Below are 23111 nucleotides of genomic sequence, written 5' to 3'. Positions count from 1 at the left end.
GTTTCGGTGCGGGACGCGAGCGATCCGCGGCGTGGCGCGGCGAATCGCTCGTTCGGCCGTGCGCGCTTACTCCACCGTCACCGACTTCGCGAGATTGCGCGGCTTGTCGACGTCGGTGCCGCGCGCGCAGGCGGTGTGATACGCGAGCAACTGCAGCGGCACGACATGCAGGATCGGCGACAGCGGCCCGTAATGCTCGGGCATCCGGATCACGTGCAGCCCTTCGCCGTTGACGATGTGCGTATCGGCGTCGGCGAACACGTACAGCTCGCCGCCGCGCGCGCGCACTTCCTGCATGTTCGACTTCAGCTTCTCGAGCAGCGTGTCGTTCGGCGCGACCGTCACGACCGGCATCGCCTCCGTCACGAGCGCGAGCGGCCCGTGCTTGAGCTCGCCCGCCGGATATGCTTCCGCGTGGATGTACGAGATCTCCTTCAGCTTCAATGCGCCTTCGAGCGAGATCGGGTAGTGCAGCCCGCGGCCGAGGAACAGCGCGTTCTCCTTGCGCGCGAATTCTTCGGACCACGCAATGATTTGCGGCTCGAGCGCGAGCACGCCGTTGAGCGCGGCAGGCAGGTGGCGCAGTTGCTTCAGGTAGTCGGCTTCGCGCGATGCGTCGACGTGGCCGCGCAGCTTGCCGAGCGTCGCCGCGAGCACGAACAGCGCGACGAGCTGCGTCGTGAACGCCTTCGTCGACGCGACGCCGATCTCGGTGCCCGCGTGCGTGAGAAATTGCAGCTCGGTTTGGCGCACCATCGCGCTCGTCGCGACGTTGCAGATCGCGAGCGTGTGCGCGTGGCCGAGCGCCTGCGCGTGCTTGAGCGCGGCGAGCGTGTCGGCCGTCTCGCCCGATTGCGAGATCACCACGACGAGCGAGCGCGGGTTCGGCACCGATTCGCGATAGCGGTATTCGCTCGCGATCTCGACTTGCGTCGGGATCTTCGCGATCGATTCGAGCCAGTACTTCGCGGTGAGCCCCGAGTAGTAGCTCGTGCCGCACGCGAGGATCAGCAGGCTGTCGATGCCGGCGAACACGCCGGCCGCGTTCTCGCCGAATAGAGACGGATCGAACGCTTCTGCTTGAGGAAGCGTGTCGCCGATCGCGCGCGGCTGCTCGAAGATCTCCTTCTGCATGAAGTGCCGGTACGGGCCGAGCTCGACCGCGCCGCCGTACGCATTGACGACGCGCACTTCGCGCTCGGCGCGCGCGCCGTCGCGATCGACGATCCGCACGCCGTCGAGCGTGAGCTCGCAAACGTCGCCTTCCTCGAGGAACGTGAAGCGATCGGTGCTGCCGGCGAGCGCGAGCGCATCGGATGCGAGGAAGTTCTCGCGCTCGCCGAAGCCGACGACGAGGGGCGAGCCCTGGCGCGCGCCGACGACGGTGTTCGGCTCGTCCATGTGGATCACCGCGATCGCGTACGCGCCGTGCAGCTGCTTGACGGCTTCCTGGACGGCCGCGAACAGGTTGCCGCGATAGAGGCTGTGGATCAGGTGCGCGACGACCTCGGTGTCGGTCTGCGACACGAATTCATAGCCTTGGTCGCGCAACGCCTCGCGCAGCGGCTCGAAGTTTTCGATGATGCCGTTGTGCACGAGCGCGAGCGCGTTCGACGAGAAGATCGGGTGCGCGTTGTGCGTGACGGGCGCGCCGTGCGTCGCCCAGCGCGTGTGCGCGATGCCCGTCGCGCCTTCGAGATGCGATTCGCGCACCTGCGCGTCGAGATCGGCGACGCGCGTGACGCTGCGCGCGCGCTTCGGTGCGCCCGGCGTGCAGGCGTGAGCGTCGAGCACCGCGACGCCGCACGAATCGTAGCCGCGATACTCGAGACGGCGCAGCCCTTCGATCAGCACCGGAACGATGTTACGTTGCGCAACTGCGCCGACAATTCCGCACATGAGAATCTATCCTCGAAACTCGACAATGATGCGGGCGCGTCGTCGCGCGCCCGGGAAACCGTTCAGCTCTTCTTCTTGACGGGACGCACGTAGCCGCTCTTCGCGGTCTGCGTCTTGTCGTTCCGCACGAGCATGCCTTCGGCGACGTCCTTCCATACGGTCGTGCCCGCCGCGATCGTCACGCCTCGGCCGACGCGCACCGGCGCGACGAGCTGCGTGTCCGAGCCGACGAACACGTCGTCCTCGATGATCGTGCGGAACTTGTTCGCGCCGTCGTAGTTGCAGGTGATCGTGCCCGCGCCGATGTTCACGCGCGCGCCGATGTCCGCGTCGCCGAGATAGGTCAGGTGGTTCGCTTTCGAGCCGTGGCCGAGCGTTGCGTTCTTCACCTCGACGAAGTTGCCGACGTGCGCCTCGTCGGCGAGCACCGCGCCCGGGCGCAGCCGCGCGTACGGGCCGACGACGGTGTGCGCGCCGAGCGTCGCGCCGTCGAGATGCGAGAACGCGTCGATGCGCGCGCCCGCGGCGATCGTCGCGTTGCGGATCACGCAGTTCGCGCCGATCGTCACGCCGTCGGCGAGCGTCACGTCGCCCTCGAACACGCAGTTCACGTCGATCGACACGTCGCGGCCGCACGCGAGCTTGCCGCGCACGTCGATGCGCGCCGGATCGGCGAGCGTCACGCCGCCCGCGAGCAGCGCGTCGGCGAGATTGCGCTGGTGGATGCGCTCGAGCTCGGCGAGCTGCGCCTTGCTGTTCACGCCGAGCGTCTCCCATTCGTCGTCCGGTTGCGTCGTGACGATCTCGAAGCCCGCCTCGATCGCCTGCTCGACGACGTCGGTCAGGTAGTACTCGCCCTGCGCGTTGTCGTTGCCGAGCGCGCCGAGCCACATCGACAGCTGCGCGGTCGGCGTGACGACGATGCCCGTGTTGATCTCGGCGATCTTCAGCTCGTCGGGCGATGCGTCCTTCTGCTCGACGATGCGCGTCACGCACCCCGCCTGGTCGCGCACGATGCGCCCGTAGCCCGTCGGATCGTCGAGCGTGACGGTCAGCACGCCGTAGCGCGCATCGGTGGCGGCGTCGACGAGGCGCTTGAGCGTCGCCGTGCGCGTGAGCGGCACGTCGCCGTACAGCACGAGCGTCGGCTGCGACGGGTCGAGCAGCGGCAGCGCCTGGCGCACCGCGTGCCCGGTGCCGAGCTGCTGCTCCTGCACCGCGAACTGCACGTCGGGCGCGGCGACGGCCGCCTGCACCGCTTCGGCGCCGTGGCCGACGACGACGACGAGCCGCGACGGCGCAAGCGCGCGGGCGGTGTCGATCACGTGGGAGAGAAGGGGCCTGCCGGCCAGAGGATGAAGCACTTTCGGCAGCGCGGAACGCATGCGCTTGCCGGTGCCTGCCGCCAAAATCACGATATTCATGGCGCCAGTTTCGTAGGGAGAGTTCGAAGCTGGTCATTCTAGCATGCGGGCCCCTTCCGGCGCGGCTGCGCGGCCGGGCGGGGCGGGGGCCGCATGCGTGGGCGCCGCTCGCCGAGCGACGAGCGGCGCCGCCATTTACAGATCGTCGAACTGCACGATCGACACGGGCTTCGCGCCGCCCGGCGCACCCGCGTCGGTGCCGCACGGATCTTCGTCGAACGCGATGTCGCCGTTCGGATCGGCCTGGCCCGTCGCGCGCAGTCCGGCGAACGGGAAGAGCTGCGTGTCCATCAGGTGCGACGGCACGACGTTCGCCAGCGCGTTGAACATGTTGTCGACGCGGCCCGGGAAGCGCTTGTCCCACTCGCGGATCAGCGCCTTCATCTCGGCGCGCTTCAGGTTCGGCTGGCTGCCGCACAGGTTGCACGGGATGATCGGGAATTCGCGCAGCTCCGCGTATTTCTCGAGATCGATTTCCTTCGCGTACGCGAGCGGGCGGATCACGACGTTCTTGCCGTCGTCCGACTGCAGCTTCGGCGGCATGCCCTTCAGCTTGCCGCCGTAGAACATGTTCAGGAGCAGCGTCTGCACGATGTCGTCGCGATGGTGGCCGAGCGCGATCTTCGTCGCGCCGAGCTCGCCCGCGACGCGGTACAAGATCCCCCGGCGCAGCCGTGAGCACAGCGAGCAGGTGGTCTTGCCCTCGGGCACGAGCCGCTTGACGATGCTGTACGTGTCCTGATTCTCGATGTGGAACGGCACGCCGGTCTTCGTCAGGTACTCGGGCAGCACGTGCTCCGGAAAGCCCGGCTGCTTCTGGTCGAGATTCACGGCGACGATGTCGAAATCGATCGGCGCGCGCTCGCGCAGCCGCATCAGGATGTCGAGGAGCGCGTAGCTGTCCTTGCCGCCCGACAGGCAGACCATCACCTTGTCGCCGTGCTCGATCATGTTGTAGTCGCCGATCGCCTGGCCGACCTGGCGCACGAGCCGCTTGAACAGCTTGTTGTTCTCGTACGCCTGTTTCTGCTCGCGGCGCGTGAGCGCGCGGCGGTCGGTCTCGGCGGCGTTCACTTCGACGGCGGCGGCCGCGTCGGCTTCGTTCAGATGCGGGGTGTGGGGCGCATTCATGCTCGCTCCTCGTCCTTGATGCGAAATACTTCGACGCCGACGGCGTCGCAATCGGGATAGGCGTCCGGCTTTTCGGTGGAAACGCGCACCGCGCGCACGGCGTCGTGCGCGAGCAGGGCCGCCGCGATCGCGTCGCACAGCGTTTCCTGCAGATGGATGTGGCCGCGCGCGACGCACTGCGCGACGCTTTGCTTCATCAGATCATAGTCGACGACTTCGCGCAGCTTGTCCTCGACGGGCGTGGTCAGCGCGAGCGGCACGAACAGGTCGACGTTGACGACGACGCGCTGTTCGCCGCGCTTCTCGTGCTCGAAGGCGCCGATGTTCATGTACACCTCGTGGTCGCGCAGGTAGAGCCTGCGGCAATCGGCGAGCCTGGGATGCAGGAGGGCGGCAAACATGGTCGTTCCAGTCAAAGGGTGATGCATGCAAAGGGGCGCGGCCCGGCGTCGATGCGTGCGCACGGGGCCGCGCCCGTCAATTCCGCTCGTCCGCGGGCGGCGCGAGATGCTCGCCGCCGTCGACGGTCAACGTCGCGCCCGTCACGCCCGGCGCGCTCGCGAGATAGCACGCGGCGTCGGCGATGTCGTCCGCGCGCGGCGCGCGCCCGCGCACGAGGCCGACGACCCGCACCTTCGGCGCGAGCGCGAGCGCCTGCGCGGTCGTCGCGCGGTGCAGCGCGGCTTGCGCGAGCGAGTGCGACAAGCGCTCGGGCGCCGGATCAAACAGCGCCTCGTCCAGCAGATGAATCACGACCGCGCGCTCGCGTTCGTGCTCGCGCGCGGCGTCGGGCGTCGCGTCGGCGAGCGTGCGCGCTAGCACGAGCGGCGCGGCGACGCCGCGCGCCATCGCGCTCGCGAGCGACGCGTAGCCGACGTCGTGCGCGTTGTCCGCGACGGGCGCGGCTTGCGCGACGACGCACGACGGCCGGCCGAGCGCCGCGCCGCAGCCGGCGACGAGCCGCGCGACGTCGTCCTCGACCGACAGATCGGCGACGAGCACCGCCGCGCGGCGGCCGAGCGCCTCGACTTCGGCGGCGAGCGCGGCGGCCGCGTGCGCTTCGCCGCCCGCGGCCGCCGCGAGCGCGACGTCCCAGCCGCGCCGCGCGAAGCCGACGGCGAGTGCGCGGCCGACGGCCGCGGCGTCGAGCGCGGGCCGCGCGGCGGCGGGCGCGGCACGGGCGGCCTTGCCGGTTCCTTCCGACAAGCCGCGCGCGGCGACCGCGCTCGGCGCGCCGTTCGCGCCGGGAGCCGCGGGTGCTGCGGGTGCTGCGGGTGCCGCGGGCGCGCCGCCGGAACGTGCGGTGTCCGAAGCGACGTTCGCTCGCGCATCGCCTGCCCGCGCGGCGCTCGTCGGCGCCGCGTGCGTCTCCGCGTGCGTCTTCGAGGCGCCGGCGCGCGCATCACTCGCCCGGGCGGCCGCGCCGGCCGTCTGCTTCGCGCGCGTCTGTGCCGCTTGCGCGCCGTCCGCTGGCGCGGCGGCCGTCTGCACGGCGCCCGCTTGCACGGCGCCCGTAATCAGCACGACCCGCGCGGTGCGGGCCGCGGATGTGTCACAGGTGTCGGCGGGGGCGGTCATTTACAATGCCGGGATGAATCCGAAAGCTCACGAACCCGGTAGTTTACCCGTTCCCGGCCCCGACGCGCTTGCGCAGTCCGAGTCGCTCGCCGCTTCGCTGCGCGCCGAAATCGCCGCGGCGGGCGGCTGGATCACGTTTGCGCGCTACATGGAGCGTGTGTTGTACGCGCCGGGCGCGGGCTACTACAGCGGCGGCGCGCAGAAATTCGGCTGGCGCGCCGACGACGGCAGCGATTTCGTGACCGCGCCCGAGCTGTCGCCGCTCTTCGCGCAGACGCTCGCGCGCCCCGTCGCGCAGGCGCTCGAGGCGAGCGGCACGCGGCGCGTGATGGAATTCGGCGCGGGCACGGGCAAGCTCGCGGCGGGGCTGCTGAACGCGCTCGCCGCGCTTGGCGCCGAGCTCGACGAATACGCGATCGTCGACCTGTCGGGCGAGCTGCGCGCGCGTCAGCGCGAGACGATCGAGGCGCACGCGCCCGGTCTCGCCGCGCGCGTGCGCTGGCTCGATGCGCTGCCCGAGCGCTTCGAGGGCGTCGTCGTCGGCAACGAAGTGCTCGACGCGATGCCGGTGCGGCTCGTCGTCAAACATGCGGACGGCTGGCGCGAGCGCGGCGTTTTGGTCGACGGCGCGCTCGCGTTCGCGTTCGCCGACCGGCCGCTCGCGCACGCAGGCGACGCGGCGCGCGTGGTCGAGATCGACGCCGACGAAGGCTACGTGACGGAGACGCACGACGCGGCGGCGGCGTTCGTCCGCACGGTGTGCGCGATGCTCGCGCGCGGCGCGGCGTTTTTCATCGACTACGGCTTTCCGAGCCACGAGTACTACCACCGGCAGCGCGCGCAGGGCACGCTGATGTGCCACTACCGGCACCGTGCGCACGGCGATCCGTTCCTATATCCGGGGCTGCAGGACATCACCGCGCACGTCGAATTCAGCGCGATCTACGAGGCGGGCGTCGGCGCGGGCGCGGATCTGCTCGGCTACACGTCGCAGGCGCGCTTCCTGCTGAACGCGGGCATCACCGACGTGCTCGCCGAGATCGATCCGACCGACGCGCAGCGCTTCCTGCCCGCCGCGAACGCGGTGCAGAAGCTGATTTCCGAGGCGGAGATGGGCGAACTGTTCAAGGTGATCGCGTTTTCGCGCGGCATCGACGGCACGCTCGACGCGTTCGCGCGCGGCGACCGCTCGCACACGCTGTAGCCGGCCGGAGGCGATGCGATGCTGCGCTGGCTGCTCACCACGTTCATCGCCGTGATGGTGCTCACGCGCGCGTGGCCGTGGCTGTCGAAGCTCGGCGTCGGGCGCTTGCCGGGCGACGTGACGCTCAGGCTCGGCTCGCGGGCCTATCCGTTTCCGTTCATGTCGACGCTCGTGATCATGGGCATCGTGTCGGTGATCGCGCGGCTCTGGTGACGCCGGCGGCGTGCGGCGCGAATCGTTGCGCGGGCCGCACCGGATCGACACGGCGGGCGTTGCGGCGGGCCGGCGCCGGCGCGTGCGCGCCGACGGAGCCGCGCGCGGGCCTTGCTTCGCGCGTTGCGGGTTCGAGCGGACGGGCGGCGCGCGGCGCGCGATCGGCGCCGCGTTCGCGCCGCCCGGCGCGGATCAGGCCGATCGGCCGCGCGTTGCGCGCGGCGCCGCCCGCGCGCGTCACAGCTCGAGCTCGCCGAGAATCCGGTGCGCGAGCGCCTTCGCCTCGTTGAACGCTTCCGCCTCGTTCGCGCTCGTCGCGTCGACCTCGTAGAGCGTATTGTCGGGCGTGCCGCCTTCGTCCCGGGACAGGATCACGTACCCCTGGAAGCGTCCGTTATCCGTCTTGCGGGTATGCGCCTTGGCCGTGTAAAGGCCCTTCGTGTAGGTGTTGCCGCCGTCCATGATGCCTCTCCCGAGAAAGGACGCCCCCATCGTAGCATCCCGACGCCTCGCTTTCAGCGGCGGCGAAAACGCACGGCTGGGTGAGGGCGCGCGCGAAACGGGGCGGCCGAGTCGGGCTGCCCGGTGAAGCGCCGCGCCCCGTCAGGCGCGATCTGTCGCGCAATGTCGCTCGGATATGGCCGATCAGGCGCAACGGGTTTGACGCACAAGAGGAGCGGACGGGGTTGCTGAAACCGATCCGAAAAGCGCGGCCCGCGAGAGTCGAGCGCGCCGAGGTTTCGATCGTCGCGTGCGGGAAGCGAACGATCCGAGGCGATATACGGCTGCAAAGCGGCCGCGCCGGCCAAGCCGGCCATCGCGCGATCGAGCGCGTCGCGCGCGCGGCGCGGCAATGCCCGGCCGGTTCAGGTTCGTGCCGGCGTGTGTCCTGTCTCTTGTCGCGCGACCCGTCCGTTCGCCCGCAGCGCCGCCCGAGCGCGCCGATTACACGTACCGTTCGCGCGCACCGATTGCGCGACAGGACGTTCAGCGCGGCACGTTCGCGCGAAGCCTGTCGCGAACGGAATCGCATCGACGGTTCGTGCGCGAATGCCGTCGCGCGATGCTCGGATCTGCCGCATCCGCATCCGCAGCCGCGTCACGACGCGACGAGCGCGACGACTTCGTCGAGCGTCGGCGCGTGCGCGCCCGTGTGGCGGCACGCCGCCGCGCCGGCCGCGAGCGCGAACGACAAATGCTCGCGCCAGCCGCGCTCCGGCACCGTCATCAGGCTGAACAGCAAGCCGCCGATCGTCGCGTCGCCGGCGCCCACCGTGTCCGCGACCTCGACGCGCGGCGGCCGCGCGTCGAGTGTCTCGCCGCCCGCGTAGAGCGTCGCCGTGTCCGGCCCCCGCGTGACGAGCAGCGCCGCGCGCGGATTGAACGCGTGCAGCCGCGCGATCGCGCTCGCTTCGTCTTCGCCCGCGAACAGGTGCCGCAAGTCTTCGTCGGACACCTTGATCAGATCGGCGAGCTCGGCCATCTTCGCGAGCGTCGGCCGGTAGCCGTCCGTCATCAGATTGCGGTAGTTCGGATCGAAGCTGATCTTCACGCCCGCTTCGCGCAATTCGGCGGCGAGCGCCACGAGCGTCGCCGCGAGCGGTTCGCGCACGAGGCTGATGCAGCCGAAATGCGCCCACTTCGCGTGCTCGCGCCAGCCGTCGGGCAGCCGCTTCGGATCGAACGCGAGATCCGCGCTGTTTTCGCCGATGAAGAAATACGCGGGCGGCTGCGTTTCGTGGACGATCGCGAGGAGCGGCGCGCGCTCGACCCGCTGCAGGAAGCGCAGATCGAGGCCGGCCGCCTCGCTTTCGCGCCACAGCTCGTCGGAGAAGCAGTCGCGGCCCACCGCGCCCGCGCACGCGCTCGGCGCGCCGAGCCGCGCCACCGCGCGCGCGACGTTCCAGCCGGCGCCGCCCGGGCGCGATGTCCAGTGCGCGCCGCCCGTGCGGACCATGTCGGTGAGAATGTCGCCCGCCGACACGAATTGCGGAAACCCTGCGCTCATCGCGCTCCTCCGTTTCGGCGGCGCGCCGCGCCGTCGCCGTTGATCTTGCCGCGTCCATCGCGTCCATCGCGTCCGTCGCCGCGCTTCGCGGACGCGGCTTCGCCGTGGCCGCCCGCGCCGTCATCCGCATCATCCGCATCATCCGCGCCGTCGCCCGCGCGCATGCCGCCGCCGTCGCCGCGCTTCGCCGCGAGCGCGTGCAGCACTTCGTAGCACGCGCCCATCGTGTGATAGTCGGTCTTGCCGGCGGGGCTCTTCTCGTCGCTGTACTTGCGGTTGTCGCAGGTGAGAACCCGGTACCACGCGCCGTAGCGGTGATCGACGAAGTGCGCCCAGCTATAGCGCCAGATCTCGTCGTACCAGTCCCAGAAGCGTTCGCTGCCCGTGCGCTGCGCGAGGAGCGCGGCCGCCGCGAAGCTCTCCGCCTGCACCCAGAAGTACTTGTCGTGGTCGCACACCTTGTAGTCCGGCCCGAAGCCGTAGCAAAGGCCGCCGTGGTCGCTGTCCCACGCGTGCGCGAACGCCGCGTCGAACAGCTCGATCGCGCGCGGCAGCAGCCAGTCGAGCGGGCGGTGGCGCTCGAGAATCAGCAGCAGCTTCGCCCATTCGGTCTGATGGCCGGGCTGGAAGCCCCACGGACGGAAGATGTTCGAGCTGTCTTCCTTGTTGTATTCCCAGTCGACCGACCAGTCCGCGTGGAAGTGCTCCCACACGAGCCCGTGCGACAGCGCGGCCTGCCGCTGCACGATGTTCGTCGCGACCTTCTCCGCGCGGTCGAGATACGTCAGGTGGCCCGTTGCCTCGTATGCGGCGAGGAGCGCTTCCGTCGCGTGCATGTTCGCGTTCTGGCCGCGGTAGCTCGACACGGCCCAGCCCGGCGTCGCGTCGTCCGCGTAGAGGCCCGCCGCCCGATCCCAGAAGCGGCGTTCCATCAGCTCGAACGTGTGCGCGATGAGCGGCTTTGCCTCTTCGACGCCCGCCATCGCCGCGTGCGCGGCCGCGAGCAGCACGAACGCGAGTCCGTAGCAGTGGCGCGTGCCGTCGCGCGTCGCGCGCTTCTCGCCGTCGCGCCATTCGATCTCCCAGTCGTAGCCTTCGTGCTCGGCGTCCCAGTGCGCGTCGCGCAGGAAGCGCAGCCCGTGGCGCACGTAGTCGAGATCGCGCGCGTCGCCGAAGTGGCGGTACGCCATCGCGTAGTTGAAGATGAAGCGGCAGCTGCTGACGAGGTGGCGCGTGGTGCGGTCGTAGACGCTGCCGTCGTCGCGCAAGAAGTGGTGGAAGCCGCCCGTCGGGTCGAACACGTGCGGCGCGTAGAAGCGCAGCGTGTCCTCGACGTGCGCGATGAGGAACTGCGGGTCGCGGAAGCTCGCGACGTACGGCGCGGTGGCGTGCGGCGCGTCGGGCGTCGGACGGGAAGCGGGCGTGGCTGAGGTCGTCATGATCCGAGTACCGAGGTGAGGGGGCGCGGCGTGCGTGCGGCGCCCGCGCTGCTGGCCCGCGCGATCAGTTGCACGGGAAGGCTGAGTTCGGTCTGCGCGGGCGAATCGGCGAGCAGCAGCTCGATGCCCTGCCGGCCGAGCGCCTCCTTGTCGATCGCGAGCGTCGTGAGGGGCGGCGCCGCGTGCGCGGCGGCCGGAATGTCGTCGAAGCCGACGAACGCGATGTCGTCCGGCACGCGCACGCCGTGCTCGATGCACACGCGCATCGCGGCGAGCGCGGCCGCGTCGTTGTACGCGAACACGGCGTCGGGCAGCGGGCCGCCCGCGTCGAGCAAGTGCCGCATCGCGTTCGCCGCGCCGGCGTCGGGGCCGAGGCTCGTGTCGATCGACAGCTCGAGCGACGGATCGAACAGCATGCCCGCGTCGAAGAACGCGCGGCGATAGCCGAGCGCGCGCTGCGCGATGCTGTAGTGCGCGAGCGAGCCGCCGATGAACGCGATGCGTCGGCGGCCCGACGCGAACAGGTGATGCATCGCGAGCGCGGCGCCGCCCGCGTTGTCGACGTTGATCGAGCGCAGCCCGGGCGCGCGGATGTCGATGAGCACGAGCGGGCGGCCCGTCGCGGCGAGCGCTTCGAGCGTCTCCGGCTCCATGAAGCCCGCGACCGCGATCGCGTCGGGCGCGTGCGGGCGCATCTGGCGGATCACGTCGTCGGTCGGGCCCGTCGTCAGGAGCGACGGCACGATCCCGCGCTCGCGGCACGCGTCCTCGACGCCGTGCAGCACGTGCGAGAAGAACGGCGTCGTCGCGAAGTTGTTGTGCTGCCGATGCAGCAGGAACGTGAGCCGCTTGATCCGCGGGCGCAATTGCGTCGGATCGTAGTTCATGCGGCGCGCGATCTCGACGACGCGCTCGCGCGTCGCCTCGGACAGGCCAGGCTGATTCTTGAGCGCGCGCGACACGGTGCCGATCGACACGTTGGCCGCCTGCGCGACGTCGCGAATGGTGGTGCCCATCGTTTTGAGCCGGGATGTTTAGGGTGTTGGCGATTGTATAGTAAAAATCGTCGTGCAATGCCCTGGGACTATGTCGATTCGGCTTATAAGTGCTTATTTATAAATAGGTTGGTGGGGCATAATTGTTTACTAAAAATACTAAACAGATATCGGTTTGTGGGTCGTCGTGATGCCGTCGCCGATGCCGTCGCCGATGCCGATGCCGATGCCGTCGCTCACGCCGCGACGCGGAAGATCGCCGCCGCCTCGCGCAGCGCGGACGCTTCGTCGGCGAGCGCGCCCGCGGCGCTCGCCGCCTTCTGCACGAGCAGCGCGTTGTGCTGGGTCATTTCGTCCATCTGCGCGACCGCGCGGTTCACCTGGTCGATGCCGGAGCGCTGCTCGTCGGACGCATGCGAGATTTCGTCGACGAGCGTCGCGACCTGCCGCACCGACGCGAGCATGCCGACGATCGTGCCGCCCGCGGCCTTCACCGTGTCCGCGCCGAGCTCGACTTCGCCCGTCACGTCGGCGATCAGCGTCGAGATTTCCTTCGCCGCCTGCGCGCTGCGATGCGCGAGGCCGCGCACTTCCTGCGCGACGACCGCGAAGCCGCGGCCCGCCTGGCCGGCGCGCGCCGCCTCGACGGCCGCGTTCAGCGCGAGCAGGTTGGTCTGGAATGCGATGCCCTCGATCGTCGACGAGATGCTGCGGATCTGCTGCGAGCGGACCGACAGCGCCTCCATCCGCGCGATCGCGTCGCGCGCGGCGGCGTCGCCCTGCTCGGCCTGCGTCGACGCGGCGATCGCGAGCGAGCTCGCCTGCCGCGCGTGATCGGCGTTCGTGCGCACGGCCGCGGCGAGCTGCTCCATGCTGCTCGCCGTCTGCTGCAGGCCGGCCGCGTGTTCGTCGGTGCGGCGCGACAGGTCGTGGTTGCCGTGCGCGATGTCGGACGTCGCGTGCGCGATCGCGTCGGCCGCGCGCTGCAGCGTGCCGATCGTCGCCGCCAGGCGCGCGCGCATCGCGTGCATCGCATGCAGCACGCTGCCGGGCGCGGCGTCGGCGGCGGGCACGTCGAGCGCGAGGTTGCCGGATGCGATCTCGTTGGCGACGGTCGCCGCGTAGTCCGGCTCGCCGCCCAATTGCCGCGCGAGCGCGCGCGCCATCGCCGCGCACAGCACCGCGACGGCCACGACGCCCGCGAGCACGCAGCCCGCGACCGCCCACTGGACGAGCCGCGCGACGCCGCGCGCGCGGTCGTACGCGTGTTGCGCCGCTTGGAGCTGCCACTGGCGCAACTGCGCGGCCTCGCCCTTGACGCGTTGCGCGACGGGGTCAAGCGTCTGCGTGACGACCCATTGCGCTTCGGACAGATTGTTCGCCTTCAGCAGATCGACGGCGGGCCGGATGCCCTTGTCGCGCAGCGTCGCCCAATCGGCGGCGAGGCGCTCGGCCTGCGCGCGCTCGGCGTCGGCGCGCGGCGTCGCGCGGTAGTCGGCGAGCAGGCGATCGATCGCGGCGACGTCGCGCGCCGACGCCGCGGCGACCGCTTCGGTTTTCGCGGCGGACGGATCGAGCACGGCGTCGCCGACCGCGTAGCGCGTCTGCGTGACGAGCTCGTCGATCGACGAGATTCGCTGCAGTGTCTTCGCGCGATCCTCGAAGACGTGCGCGAGCGCGTCGCCGACGCGCGCGACGCCGGCGAGACCGATGCCGCCGGCGGCGGCGAGCACGAGGACGACGACCGCGACGAGGGCGCGCAGACGGGCTTTGACGGTGAGGCGGGTGGTGTTCATCGGGGGCGGTTCCGGAAGCGGCGCGTCGCGCTCGTGACGCGTCGAGCCGTGACGAGAAGCCGGCTTAACGGCGTCGGGGGCCCCGGGTTGAATGAATTTTTCGTGAAGCGACGCCCTGATTTGGGGCGTCGGCGGCGAGGGGCGCGTGTTGCGTGATTGGGCGAAGGATGCCTGCCGGTCGTTTCGGTGTGGCGTCGCGGGCGTTGCGGCGCGCGAATGCGGCGATGCGCGAATCAGATGCGCGAATCAATCGGCGAACCGGGGAGCCCGGCGCGCCGTGCATCGCCGCGGAGCGCACGATGGCGGGCCGGAGCACGCGCAGCGGACGAAACCGGCGAGTCGGCGAAGCCGGGAAATCGGGAGGTCGCGCTGCCGGGAAGCCGCGCAAGCGTGGAGCGTGCAAGCGCGCTCTGCGAGGCGAGGCGAACACAGCGCGGCCGAGGCGAGTCGTCGCGCCGCGTCGCGTCGCGCGCAGAGCTTCGCGGCGCGTCAGTGCCGCATCGCGTCGCGCGTCAGTGCTTCGTCGCGCCCGCGCGCGCGCCGAGCGCCCCGCCGCCGTGCGCGTTGTCGGCCTGCCGCTCGCGGCTCGTGTCGCGCGCGCCCCAGCGCTGCGCGAGCGCCGCGCAGGTCATCAGCTGAATCTGATGGAACAGCATGAGCGGCAGCACCACCGCGCCGACCGCGTGCGCGGCGAAGATCACTTTCGCCATCGGCACGCCGGCCGCGAGGCTCTTCTTCGAGCCGCAGAAGATGATCGTGATCTGGTCCGCGCGATTGAAGCCGAGCCGCTTGCTGACGATGGTCGTGACCGCGAGTGCGACCGCGAGCAGCACGACGTTGACGACGACGAGCCCCGCGAGCGCGGTCGGCGGAATTTGGTGCCAGAGGCCTTCGTTGACCGCTTCGCTGAACGCGACGTAGACGACGAGCAGGATCGAGCCCTGATCGACGAAGCGCAGCACGCCGCGATTGCGCTCGATCCAGCGGCCGATCACCGGCCGCAGCAACTGCCCGGCGATGAACGGCACGAGGAGCTGCATCACGATCGCGCCGATCGTGCTCCACGGCGATGCCGTCGCGCCCGTGCCCTGCGTCGACACCATCACGCCGACAAGCGCGGGCGTGACGAAGATGCCGAGCAGGCTCGACGCGGACGCCGAGCAGACGGCGGCGGGCACATTGCCCTTCGCGATCGACGTGAACGCGATCGACGACTGTACGGTGGACGGCAGCGTGCAGAGGAACAGCACGCCGGCGTAGAGCGCGGGCGTGACGAGCGGCGTGAGCACCGGCTTGAGCGCGAGGCCGAGGAGCGGGAAGAGCGCGAACGTGCAGAGCAGCACGACGGCGTGCAGCCGCCAGTGCGTCGCGCCCGCGATGATCGCCTCGCGCGACAGCTTCGCGCCGTGCAGGAAGAAGAGCAGGCCGACCGCGATATTGGTCGCCCAGTTGAACGCGTGCGCGGCCTCGCCGCGGCACGGCAGGAAGCTCGCGAGCACGACTGTGCCGACGAGCGCGAGCGTGAAATTGTCGGGAATGAAGCGGGAGCGCGCCATTTCGGGTCTCGATCGAATGCGGTGGATGCGCCGCGGCTCGCGGGCGGCGCGGCGGTTGTCAGCCTGATATTCTCGCGGTCGGCAATTGAATAGGCAAATTCATTCGAAGAATTGATTAATGATTCGAATGCATGCCGATGCGCGCTGCGGGTGCATCGCAACCTTACGGCCAAAACGGTCGAAAACAGGCGGCGCGCGACGTCCAAAAAAGTACGCGGAATCCCTGAAAGCCGTGCAGTAACACGGTGTTACACCGATGCCTTTGGTCTAACACTTTTGCACTCGACACACTTTCGCCTCGCCAATAAATTACCGCTGAAAGGCTTGCGCGCGCGATTCGGGTGCGCGCGCGAGCAGAAAAGCAAGCGGTAGACCAATCATGACGACGGAACGGGCATTACGGAAGATCGGGCGATGGGCGGCGGGCGCGATGTGCGCGCTCGCGGCGGCGCTCGCCTTCGCGCAGCCGCCGCATGGCGGTGGGCCCGGCTTCGGCGGCGGTCGCGGCGGCTCGCACTACGCGGCGGGCGGCGCGGGCGGCTGGCGCGGCGCGCCCGGCTACCTGCCGGCGCCGCACGGCGGCGAGGCGCGGATCGGCGTGAACGGCTACCGTCAGCGCTGGGGGCTGCGTCCGACGCCTTCCTATGGCCGCTACGCGGCGCAAAGCCCGTACCGGCCGATCAGCGCCGAGGCGCGCCAGGCGCCGCACGCGCCCGGCTCGGCGAACGTGCCGATGCGTGCCGGCTCGATCCGCGCCGACGTCGCGCGCTACAACGAAGAGCGCGGCGGCCGTCCCGCGCCAGCCCCGCGCCAGGACGAAGCGCCGCATCTGCCGTTCTTCGCGCCGTTCTACCGCAACTGAGCGAGCGCCGGCCGGCGCATGCGCCGCCGATTGATGCAAATTCGCGACACTCGCGCGAAATCCTTCCGTGCATTTCGCTGGTTACGCTATCTTTCGCGCCTCGTTGCGAGGACGACGCGCGCAAGCCGGCATTTTCTCGCGGTTCGAATCGCCGCCCGACCTTGCCGCCGACGCACGATCGGCGCGCACAGGAAAGCCGTTCGTCAGCTTGAAACCGGAAAGCCCGCCGGTCACGCCCGACAAATCGCCGGGAAGTTAACGCTGACGCTATATCCGCAATAAGTCCCTCCTTTTTTGACCGGAAAAATGGCTCGGGAAGATGGCGACGCCCGCGAACGGCGCCGCGCCTTCCGGACGTCGCGCGTCCGTTCGCCTCGCTTCCGTTAGACGACCCTCTGGAGATCTCATGAAGTCATCCGTCAGCCGCGCGCTGAAAACCACTTTCGCGTGCGCCGCCGTCGCGGCGTTGGCCGCGGGCGCGTCGGGCGTTCGCGCGCAGTCGAGCGTTCAACTCTACGGACAGGTCGACGAATGGATCGGCGCGCAGAAATTCCCCGGCGGGCAGCGCGCGTGGGGCGTGCAGGGCGGCGGGATGTCGACGTCGTACTGGGGGCTGCGCGGCACCGAGGATCTCGGCGGCGGCTATCAGGCGATCTTCACGCTCGAGGATTTCTTCCGCGCGCAGAACGGGCGCTACGGCCGCTTCGACGGCGACACGTTCTTCGGCCGCAACGCGTATGTCGGGCTCTCGACGCCGTACGGCACGGTGCGCGCCGGGCGCCTCACGACGGAACTCTTCATCTCGACGATCCTCTTCAATCCGTTCGTCGATTCGTACGTGTTCTCGCCGATGGTCTACCACGTGTTCCTCGGCCTCGGCACGTTCCCGACGTACACGACCGATCAGGGCGTCGTCGGCGATTCGGGCTGGAACAACGCGATCGACTACACGAGCCCGACCTTCGGCGGCTTCAACGCGGCCGCGATGTACGCGTTCGGCAACACGGCGGGCGACAACCGCTCGAAGAAGTGGAGCGGCCAGCTGAACTATTCGAACGGTCCGTTCGCCGCGACGGCCATCTATCAATACGTGAATTTCAACGGCGGCCCGGGCGATCTCGGCGCGCTCGTCGCCGGCATGAAGAGCCAGGGCGTCGCGCAGGTCGGCCTGTCGTACGATTTCAAGGTCGCGAAGATCTACGCGCAATACATGTATACGAAGAACGAGCAAAGCGCCGCCAGTTGGCACGTGAACACCGCGCAAGGCGGCGTGTCGGTGCGGCTCGGGCCGGGCAGCGCGCTCGCGTCGTACGCGTATTCGCGCGATTCGGGCGGGCTCGATCAGACGCGTCGCACGTGGGCGCTCGGCTACGACTATCCGCTGTCGAAGCGCACCGACGTATATGCGGCGTACATGAACGATCGTTACTCGGGCATGTCGAGCGGCGACACGTTCGGCGCGGGAATTCGTGCGAAGTTCTAAAGAATCGCAAGCCGGGCGCGCGCCGCCCGGTCGATGTACGAAAAAGTGAGCAGCGTCACATTAAACGGCGCCGTTTTGCCTTTTTTGACGTTTTCAATTCACCAGCTTTGTTACAGTTGCTTGCGATTGCATAATTCCCCTCGATTGCGAGCATTTCGGATGGATACCCTCGTCAGCATGAATGTGTTTCGCTATGTCGTCGAAGTCGGCAGCTTCGTCGGCGCGGCCGAGCGCATGGAAATGTCGGCGGCGATGGCGAGCAAGCATGTGATGCATCTCGAGCACCAGCTCGGTGCGCGTCTTCTGCATCGCACGACGCGCCGCGTTGCGCCGACGGAGGCGGGGCGCGAATATTACGAGCGGCTCGTGCAGGCGCTCACCGAACTCGACGAGGCCGGACAGGCGGTGGGCGCCGCGAGCGTCGTGCCGCAAGGGCGGCTGCGCGTGACGTCGCTGTCCGCGTTCGGGCTGCGGCACGTGATGGACGCGGTGACGTCGTACGCGCAGCGCTACTCCGACGTGACGGTCGAGATCACGCTGTCCGATCGCGTCGTCGAGCTGATCGACGAAGGCTACGACGTCGCGGTGCGCGCCGCGCCCGCCGGCATGAAGTCGTCGTCGCTCGTCGCGCGGCAGATCGCGACCGCGCACATTCTGCTCGTCGCGTCGCCCGACTATCTCGCGAAGCACGGCACGCCGGCGACGATCGCCGATCTTCAGCATCACAGCTTCATTCGCCGCGAGTCGAACGAGACGCTGCTCGACGCGGCGATCACCGACGTCGCGGCCGCGTCGCGCGTGCCGCTGTCGGGCAACGTGATCGTCAACCATCTCGAAGGGTTGCGCGTCGCGGTGCTGAGCGGCGCGGGCATCGGCCTTCTCGGCACCGAAGTGGTGGGCGAGGACATCGAGTCCGGCCGTCTCGTGCCGCTCCTGCTCGACGCGGTGCCGCCGCGCGAGCTGCCGATCTACGCCGTGTACGCGAGCCGGCGGCACGTGTCGGCGAAGGTGCGCTCGTTCGTCGATTTCCTCGCGGACCGCTTTGCGGGCCAGTCGCTGTGTCCGTCGATCGACGAGCGGCTGCGGCAGCTCGCGATGCCGCGGATGAAGCGGCTCGGATAACGCGCATCGCATCGCGCGGCGCGCATCGACAAAAAAACGCGGACCGGCTGGTCCGCGCTCAGACTGAAGACGAACCCTCGCGAAGCGAGGGTTTTGTTTTTTGTTGTTTACCGCTTCTTGTTTTCGCTTTCGGGCATGCGTCGTCGGCACCGGGCCGAATCGGTTCGCATCGATTCGATTGGCGTAGACGCGGTGCGAGACGCATCGCGCATCGAAAGCAGCGTGCGCGGCGCGCACGCGTCTTGACCGACTGAGGGACCGACCGAGGCAGCGCGCACCGCTTGCCGCGAGGGGCGCGCGTTACGCGCGAATCCCGAGCCGCGCCTTCGCGTCGTCGTATTCACGCTTGAGCCGCGCGACGAGTTCGGCCACGGACGGAACGTCGTCCATCAGCCCGACGCCTTGCCCCGCGCCCCAGATGTCCTTCCACGCCTTTGCCTTGTCGCCGCCGAAATTCATCTTCGTCTTGTCGGATTCGGGCAGCGCGTCCGGATCGAGGCCCGCGTTCACGATGCTCTCGCGGATGTAGTTGCCGTGCACGCCGGTGAAGAGGTTCGTGTAGATGATGTCGGCCGATTTCGCGTCGAGGATCGCGTGCTTGTACGCGTCGACCGCGTGCGCTTCCTGCGTCGCGATGAAGCGCGTGCCCATGTACGCGAGATCGGCGCCCATCGCCTGCGCGGCGAGGATCGAGCCGCCGTTCGCGATCGAGCCGGACAGCACGAGCGGGCCGTCGAAGACCTTGCGCACTTCGCCGACGAGCGCGAACGGCGACGTCGTGCCCGCGTGGCCGCCCGCGCCCGCCGCGACGAGGATCAGGCCGTCGACGCCCGCCTCGAGCGCCTTTTGCGCATGCCGCAGGTTGATCACGTCGTGCAGCACGATGCCGCCGTAGCTGTGCACGGCGTCGACGATCTCGCGCGCCGGCGCGCGCAGGCTCGTGATGAAGATCGGCACCTTGTGCTCGACGCATACGCGGATGTCGTGCTCGAGCCGCGCGTTCGACTGGTGGACGATCTGGTTCACGGCGATCGGCCCGATCACGGCGTCCGGGTTCGCGGCCTTGTGCTCGGCGAGTTGCGCCTGGATCTGCGTGAGCCATTCGTCGAGCAATTCGGCCGGGCGCGCGTTGAGCGCGGGAAACGAGCCGACGATGCCCGCCTTGCATTGCGCGAGCACGAGTTCCGGATAGCTGACGATGAACATCGGCGACGCGATGACGGGCAGCGAGAGGTTTTGCAGGACGGCGGGCAGGGCCATGCGGTGTCTCCTGAATCGTCGCCGCGAGCGCGGCGAATGCATGAAGTTCGTTGCGTCGCGGCGCCCTCGCGGGCGCCCGTCGCGCGGTCGATATGTTATGTGAGTGTCGTGCCGGCTGCGCGCTCGCAACGAATTAATACGAACGGTCGTGCCATTATAGACAGGCTTCGATGAACGCGCCGCGGCGGCGCTGTCGAATGAGTGCTCTGTTTCTACGCTTTGCGAGGGTGCGCCGGCAGTGGCGCGACGATCGCGCTCCTACAATAACGAGCACAACAATTCGAGAGAACAAGACCATGTCGTTTGAGGAGTTCGCGCCGTTTCGCGTCACGGCGCAAGACGTCGACATCTTCGGCGTCAAAGGAGGCGCGGGACCGCCGCTTCTGTTGCTGCACGGGCACCCGCAAACGCACATGATCTGGCATCGCGTCGCCGCGACGCTCGCCAGGCATTTCACGGTGATCGCCACCGATCTGCGCGGCTATGGCGCGTCGGGCAAGCCGGCGAGCGACGCGCGGCACGCGCCGTATTCGAAGCGTGCGATGGCGGCCGATCAGGTGGCCGTGATGCGTCATTTCGGCTTTCCGCGTTTCCACGTGTGCGCGCACGATCGCGGCGCGCGCGTCGCGCATCGGATGGCGCTCGATCATCCGGACGCGGTCGAGCGGATGCTGCTCCTCGACATCGCGCCGACGCTCGCGATGTACGAGCGCACCGATCGCGCGTTCGCGACCGCGTACTTCCACTGGTTCTTCCTGATCCAGCCGGAGCCGCTGCCGGAGACGCTGATCGGCGGCCATCCGGACGCGTACGTCGAGGCGGTGATGGGCAATCGCTCGGCGGGCCTCGCGCCGTTCGCGCCGCAGGCGCTGCACGCGTATCGCGAAGCGCTGCGCCAGCCGGGCGCGGTGCATGCGATGTGCGAGGACTATCGCGCGTCGGCGACGATCGACCTCGACCACGATCGCGCGGACATCGAGCGCGGCCGCAAGCTCGCGTGCCCGCTGCGCGTGCTGTGGGGCGAGCGCGGCGTCGTCGCGCGCTGCTTCGATCCGCTCGACGAATGGCGGCGCGTCGCGCGCGACGTGAGCGGCCGTGCGCTCGCGTGCGGGCATTACATTCCGGAAGAAGCGCCCATCGCGCTGATCGACGAGATCCTGTCGTTCTTCGAGGCGCGCGAAGTGGCGTGACCTGCTCGGGCTGCGGCAGTCGGAGGCGACGATGGCGAATCGCTCGCGGCGTGCGTGCAGCGTGCAGCGTGCAGCGTGCAGCGTGCGTCGGGCTGCGGGCTGCGGGCGTGGCGCGATGCGGCGCGTCGGGGGGCGTTGCGTTGCGGGTGCGTTGCAGCCGCGAAGCGCGACATGCTCGCGGCGTCGGCCGGCGTTGCCGCGAGCCGGCCCTTAGCCCGGCATGCGGCTTTGCTTGCGCGAGCCGGGCGTTTGGGTTGCTCGCCTCTTGCAGCGCCGCCGCGCTTCGCGTGCGCGCCGCGCGCGTCAATCCTCTTCGATCGCAAGCGGCGGCAATCGCCGTGCGACGGGCGTCGACTTGACGATCGCCGTGCTCGTCTCCGCGCGCTCGGTCACCTTCGCGAGTATGCCGTCGAGCTGCTCGATCGAGCGCAGGTACAGCCGGCAGACGAAGCAGTCGTCGCCCGTCACCTTGTCGCATTCGACGAACTCGGGAATACGCCGCAACAGTTCCTCGACGAGATGCAATTGGCCGGGCAGCGGCTTCACGCGCACGATCGCCTGCAGCGTGTAGCCGAGCGCGCGCGGATCGAGCTCGACCGTGAAGCGCGCGATCACGCCCTGCGCTTCGAGCCGGCGCAGACGGTCGGCGGTGCTCGGTGCGGACAGCCCGACGCGCCGCGCGAGCTCGCTGACGGGCTGGCGCGCATCGTCGGCGAGCGCGCGCAGCAGTTCGCGGTCGATCACATCGAGCATGCTCGCCGCCGGCTGCGGCGTCGAAAGGCGTTTTTGCATGACAGCCTTCTTTTCACAGGTGGAAAGACGTTCTGCGCTCAGTTTAGCGATGGAGATGCGCAAATCAAGTCCCTAAAATCAAAGCCAGGCTTTCCTCTTGCGAGAACTCTCATGGCTTCGGACATGGCTTCGAACGAAACGCGCCGCGGCGCGCTCGAAATGGTGGTCGCGATGCTGATGTCGGGGACGATCGGCTGGCTCGTCGTGTCGTCGCAGCAGCATCTGATGAACGTCGTGTTCTTTCGCTGCCTGTTCGGCGGCGCGACGATGCTGATCATCTGCGCGGCGCTCGGCTTTCTGCGCCGTGATCTGCTGACCAGGCGCACGGTCGCGCTCGCCGCGATCGGCAGCGTCGCGATCGTCGCGAACTGGGTGCTGCTGTTCGCCGCGTATTCGCGCGCGTCGATTTCGATGGCGACGGCCGTCTACAACACGCAGCCGTTCATGCTCGTCGCGCTCGGCGCGATCGTGTTCCGCGAGCGGCTCAGCGCGTCGGTCGTCGCGTGGCTCGCGATTGCGTTCGGCGGGCTCGCGCTCGTCGTGCGCGTCGAGCCGGCGGTGCTCGCGGTGCCCGGCCAGTATCTCGACGGCGTCGTGCTCGCGCTCGGCGCGGCGTTTCTGTACGCGGTGTCGTCGATCGTCACGAAGCGTCTGAAGGGCACGCCGCCGCATCTGCTCGCGCTGTTCCAGACGGGCGTCGGCGTGCTCGCGCTCGCGCCGTTCGTCCACTACGACGCGCTGCCCGCGACGGCGGGCCAGTGGCTCGATCTCGTCGCGCTGGGCGTCGTCAACACGGGGATCATGTACGTGCTGCTCTACGGCGCGATCCAGAAGCTGCCGACCGCGACGATCGGCGCGCTGTCGTTCGTCTATCCGGTCGTCGCGATCGTCGTCGATCGGATTGCGTTCGGGCAGACGCTCGCGTGGAGCCAGATGTTCGGCGCGGCGCTGATCCTGCTCGCCGCGGCGGGGGTGAATCTCGGCTGGCGGATCGTGCCGTCGCGACGCGTCGCGGCGCGCGGTTGAGCGCCGCGTGCGAATGCTAATGCGGATGCGAGTGCGAGTGCGAGTGCGAGTGCGAGTGCGAGTGCGAGTGCGAGTGCGAGTGCGAGTGCGAGTGCGAGTGCGAGTGCGAGTGCGAGTGCGAGTGCGGGTGCGA

20 protein-coding genes are annotated in these 23111 nt (G+C 69.3%); 7 read left to right on the top strand and 13 right to left on the bottom strand.

The features are described 5' to 3' along the window. Window positions 1–66: 66 nt before the first annotated feature. The 5 genes from glmS to WS91_RS08145 all read right to left on the bottom strand — a co-directional run bounded on the left by glmS (window position 67) and on the right by WS91_RS08145 (window position 6032). Window positions 67–1899 (bottom strand): glutamine--fructose-6-phosphate transaminase (isomerizing), encoded by a 1833-nt coding sequence (gene glmS / locus WS91_RS08165; protein ID WP_059670093.1) that lies wholly within the window; start codon window positions 1897–1899, stop codon window positions 67–69. Between the two features lie 62 nt (window positions 1900–1961). Continuing rightward, a complete protein-coding gene (gene glmU / locus WS91_RS08160; protein WP_059578328.1) occupies window positions 1962–3323 on the bottom strand; it encodes a bifunctional UDP-N-acetylglucosamine diphosphorylase/glucosamine-1-phosphate N-acetyltransferase GlmU in 1362 nt (453 codons plus the stop codon). Between the two features lie 135 nt (window positions 3324–3458). Continuing rightward, a complete protein-coding gene (gene ttcA, locus WS91_RS08155; protein ID WP_059646918.1) occupies window positions 3459–4454 on the bottom strand; it encodes a tRNA 2-thiocytidine(32) synthetase TtcA in 996 nt (331 codons plus the stop codon). Further along, window positions 4451–4855 carry a dihydroneopterin aldolase gene (locus WS91_RS08150; protein ID WP_038748324.1) on the bottom strand — a complete coding sequence of 135 codons (405 nt, stop codon included), beginning with the start codon at window positions 4853–4855 and terminating at the stop codon, window positions 4451–4453. Before WS91_RS08150 ends, ttcA begins: the two co-directional genes overlap by 4 nt. A gap of 76 nt (window positions 4856–4931) precedes the next feature. Beyond that, window positions 4932–6032: an SDR family NAD(P)-dependent oxidoreductase gene (locus WS91_RS08145; RefSeq protein WP_059670092.1), complete on the bottom strand. Its 1101-nt coding sequence runs from the start codon at window positions 6030–6032 to the stop codon at window positions 4932–4934. A 13-nt stretch (window positions 6033–6045) separates the two neighbouring features. Between WS91_RS08145 and WS91_RS08140 the strand changes: the two genes are divergently transcribed. After that, a complete protein-coding gene (locus WS91_RS08140) occupies window positions 6046–7236 on the top strand; it encodes a class I SAM-dependent methyltransferase (protein WP_059670091.1) in 1191 nt (396 codons plus the stop codon). 18 nt (window positions 7237–7254) lie between these two features. Beyond that, entirely contained in the window at window positions 7255–7449 is a 195-nt protein-coding gene (locus WS91_RS08135; RefSeq protein WP_038748319.1) for a DUF2905 domain-containing protein, read from the top strand. 237 nt (window positions 7450–7686) lie between these two features. Here the strand turns inward: WS91_RS08135 and WS91_RS08125 are convergent, their stop codons facing one another. The 6 genes from WS91_RS08125 to WS91_RS08100 form a co-directional block, all read right to left on the bottom strand. Continuing rightward, window positions 7687–7911 carry a hypothetical protein gene (locus tag WS91_RS08125; protein ID WP_038748316.1) on the bottom strand — a complete coding sequence of 75 codons (225 nt, stop codon included), beginning with the start codon at window positions 7909–7911 and terminating at the stop codon, window positions 7687–7689. A gap of 637 nt (window positions 7912–8548) precedes the next feature. Beyond that, complete coding sequence (locus WS91_RS08120; RefSeq protein ID WP_059646913.1) at window positions 8549–9457, bottom strand: carbohydrate kinase family protein; 909 nt, start codon at window positions 9455–9457, stop codon at window positions 8549–8551. Then, window positions 9454–10896: an AGE family epimerase/isomerase gene (locus WS91_RS08115; protein WP_059670090.1), complete on the bottom strand. Its 1443-nt coding sequence runs from the start codon at window positions 10894–10896 to the stop codon at window positions 9454–9456. The genes WS91_RS08120 and WS91_RS08115 overlap by 4 nt, the downstream gene beginning before the upstream one ends. Then, window positions 10893–11912: a LacI family DNA-binding transcriptional regulator gene (locus WS91_RS08110; protein WP_038748310.1), complete on the bottom strand. Its 1020-nt coding sequence runs from the start codon at window positions 11910–11912 to the stop codon at window positions 10893–10895. Before WS91_RS08110 ends, WS91_RS08115 begins: the two co-directional genes overlap by 4 nt. Before the next feature lie 215 nt (window positions 11913–12127). Beyond that, the gene (locus WS91_RS08105) at window positions 12128–13687 is read right to left on the bottom strand and encodes a methyl-accepting chemotaxis protein (protein WP_059670089.1); all 1560 of its coding nucleotides are present in this window, start codon (window positions 13685–13687) and stop codon (window positions 12128–12130) included. Between the two features lie 512 nt (window positions 13688–14199). Then, window positions 14200–15243, bottom strand: coding sequence for a bile acid:sodium symporter family protein (locus WS91_RS08100; protein WP_038748307.1), 1044 nt, complete (start codon window positions 15241–15243; stop codon window positions 14200–14202). A gap of 379 nt (window positions 15244–15622) precedes the next feature. Between WS91_RS08100 and WS91_RS36725 the strand changes: the two genes are divergently transcribed. From WS91_RS36725 to WS91_RS08085, 3 genes are all read left to right on the top strand, one after another. After that, a complete protein-coding gene (locus tag WS91_RS36725) occupies window positions 15623–16105 on the top strand; it encodes a hypothetical protein (RefSeq protein ID WP_038748305.1) in 483 nt (160 codons plus the stop codon). A gap of 406 nt (window positions 16106–16511) precedes the next feature. Next, complete coding sequence (locus tag WS91_RS08090; protein ID WP_059670088.1) at window positions 16512–17588, top strand: porin; 1077 nt, start codon at window positions 16512–16514, stop codon at window positions 17586–17588. Window positions 17589–17747: 159 nt separating this feature from the next. Then, entirely contained in the window at window positions 17748–18710 is a 963-nt protein-coding gene (locus tag WS91_RS08085) for a LysR family transcriptional regulator (RefSeq protein ID WP_038748302.1), read from the top strand. Window positions 18711–19010: 300 nt separating this feature from the next. Here WS91_RS08085 and WS91_RS08080 read toward each other — a convergent pair whose 3' ends face one another. Further along, on the bottom strand, window positions 19011–19970 hold the full coding sequence (locus tag WS91_RS08080) for an NAD(P)H-dependent flavin oxidoreductase (protein WP_059670087.1): 960 nt from the start codon (window positions 19968–19970) through the stop codon (window positions 19011–19013). 296 nt (window positions 19971–20266) lie between these two features. Here WS91_RS08080 and WS91_RS08075 point away from each other — a divergent pair, with 296 nt between their 5' ends. Then, entirely contained in the window at window positions 20267–21160 is an 894-nt protein-coding gene (locus WS91_RS08075; RefSeq protein WP_038748297.1) for an alpha/beta fold hydrolase, read from the top strand. A 303-nt stretch (window positions 21161–21463) separates the two neighbouring features. Here WS91_RS08075 and WS91_RS08070 read toward each other — a convergent pair whose 3' ends face one another. Next, window positions 21464–21952: an Lrp/AsnC family transcriptional regulator gene (locus tag WS91_RS08070; protein WP_038748296.1), complete on the bottom strand. Its 489-nt coding sequence runs from the start codon at window positions 21950–21952 to the stop codon at window positions 21464–21466. 111 nt (window positions 21953–22063) lie between these two features. Here WS91_RS08070 and WS91_RS08065 point away from each other — a divergent pair, with 111 nt between their 5' ends. Beyond that, a complete protein-coding gene (locus WS91_RS08065) occupies window positions 22064–22978 on the top strand; it encodes a DMT family transporter (protein ID WP_081989558.1) in 915 nt (304 codons plus the stop codon). Window positions 22979–23111 lie beyond the last annotated feature (133 nt).

It is taken from the genome of Burkholderia sp. MSMB1498, assembly GCF_001526245.1.
GTDB lineage: Bacteria > Pseudomonadota > Gammaproteobacteria > Burkholderiales > Burkholderiaceae > Burkholderia > Burkholderia savannae.
The sequence above is the reverse complement of the archived record's forward strand: the minus strand, read 5'-3'. Positions and strand labels throughout refer to the sequence as shown.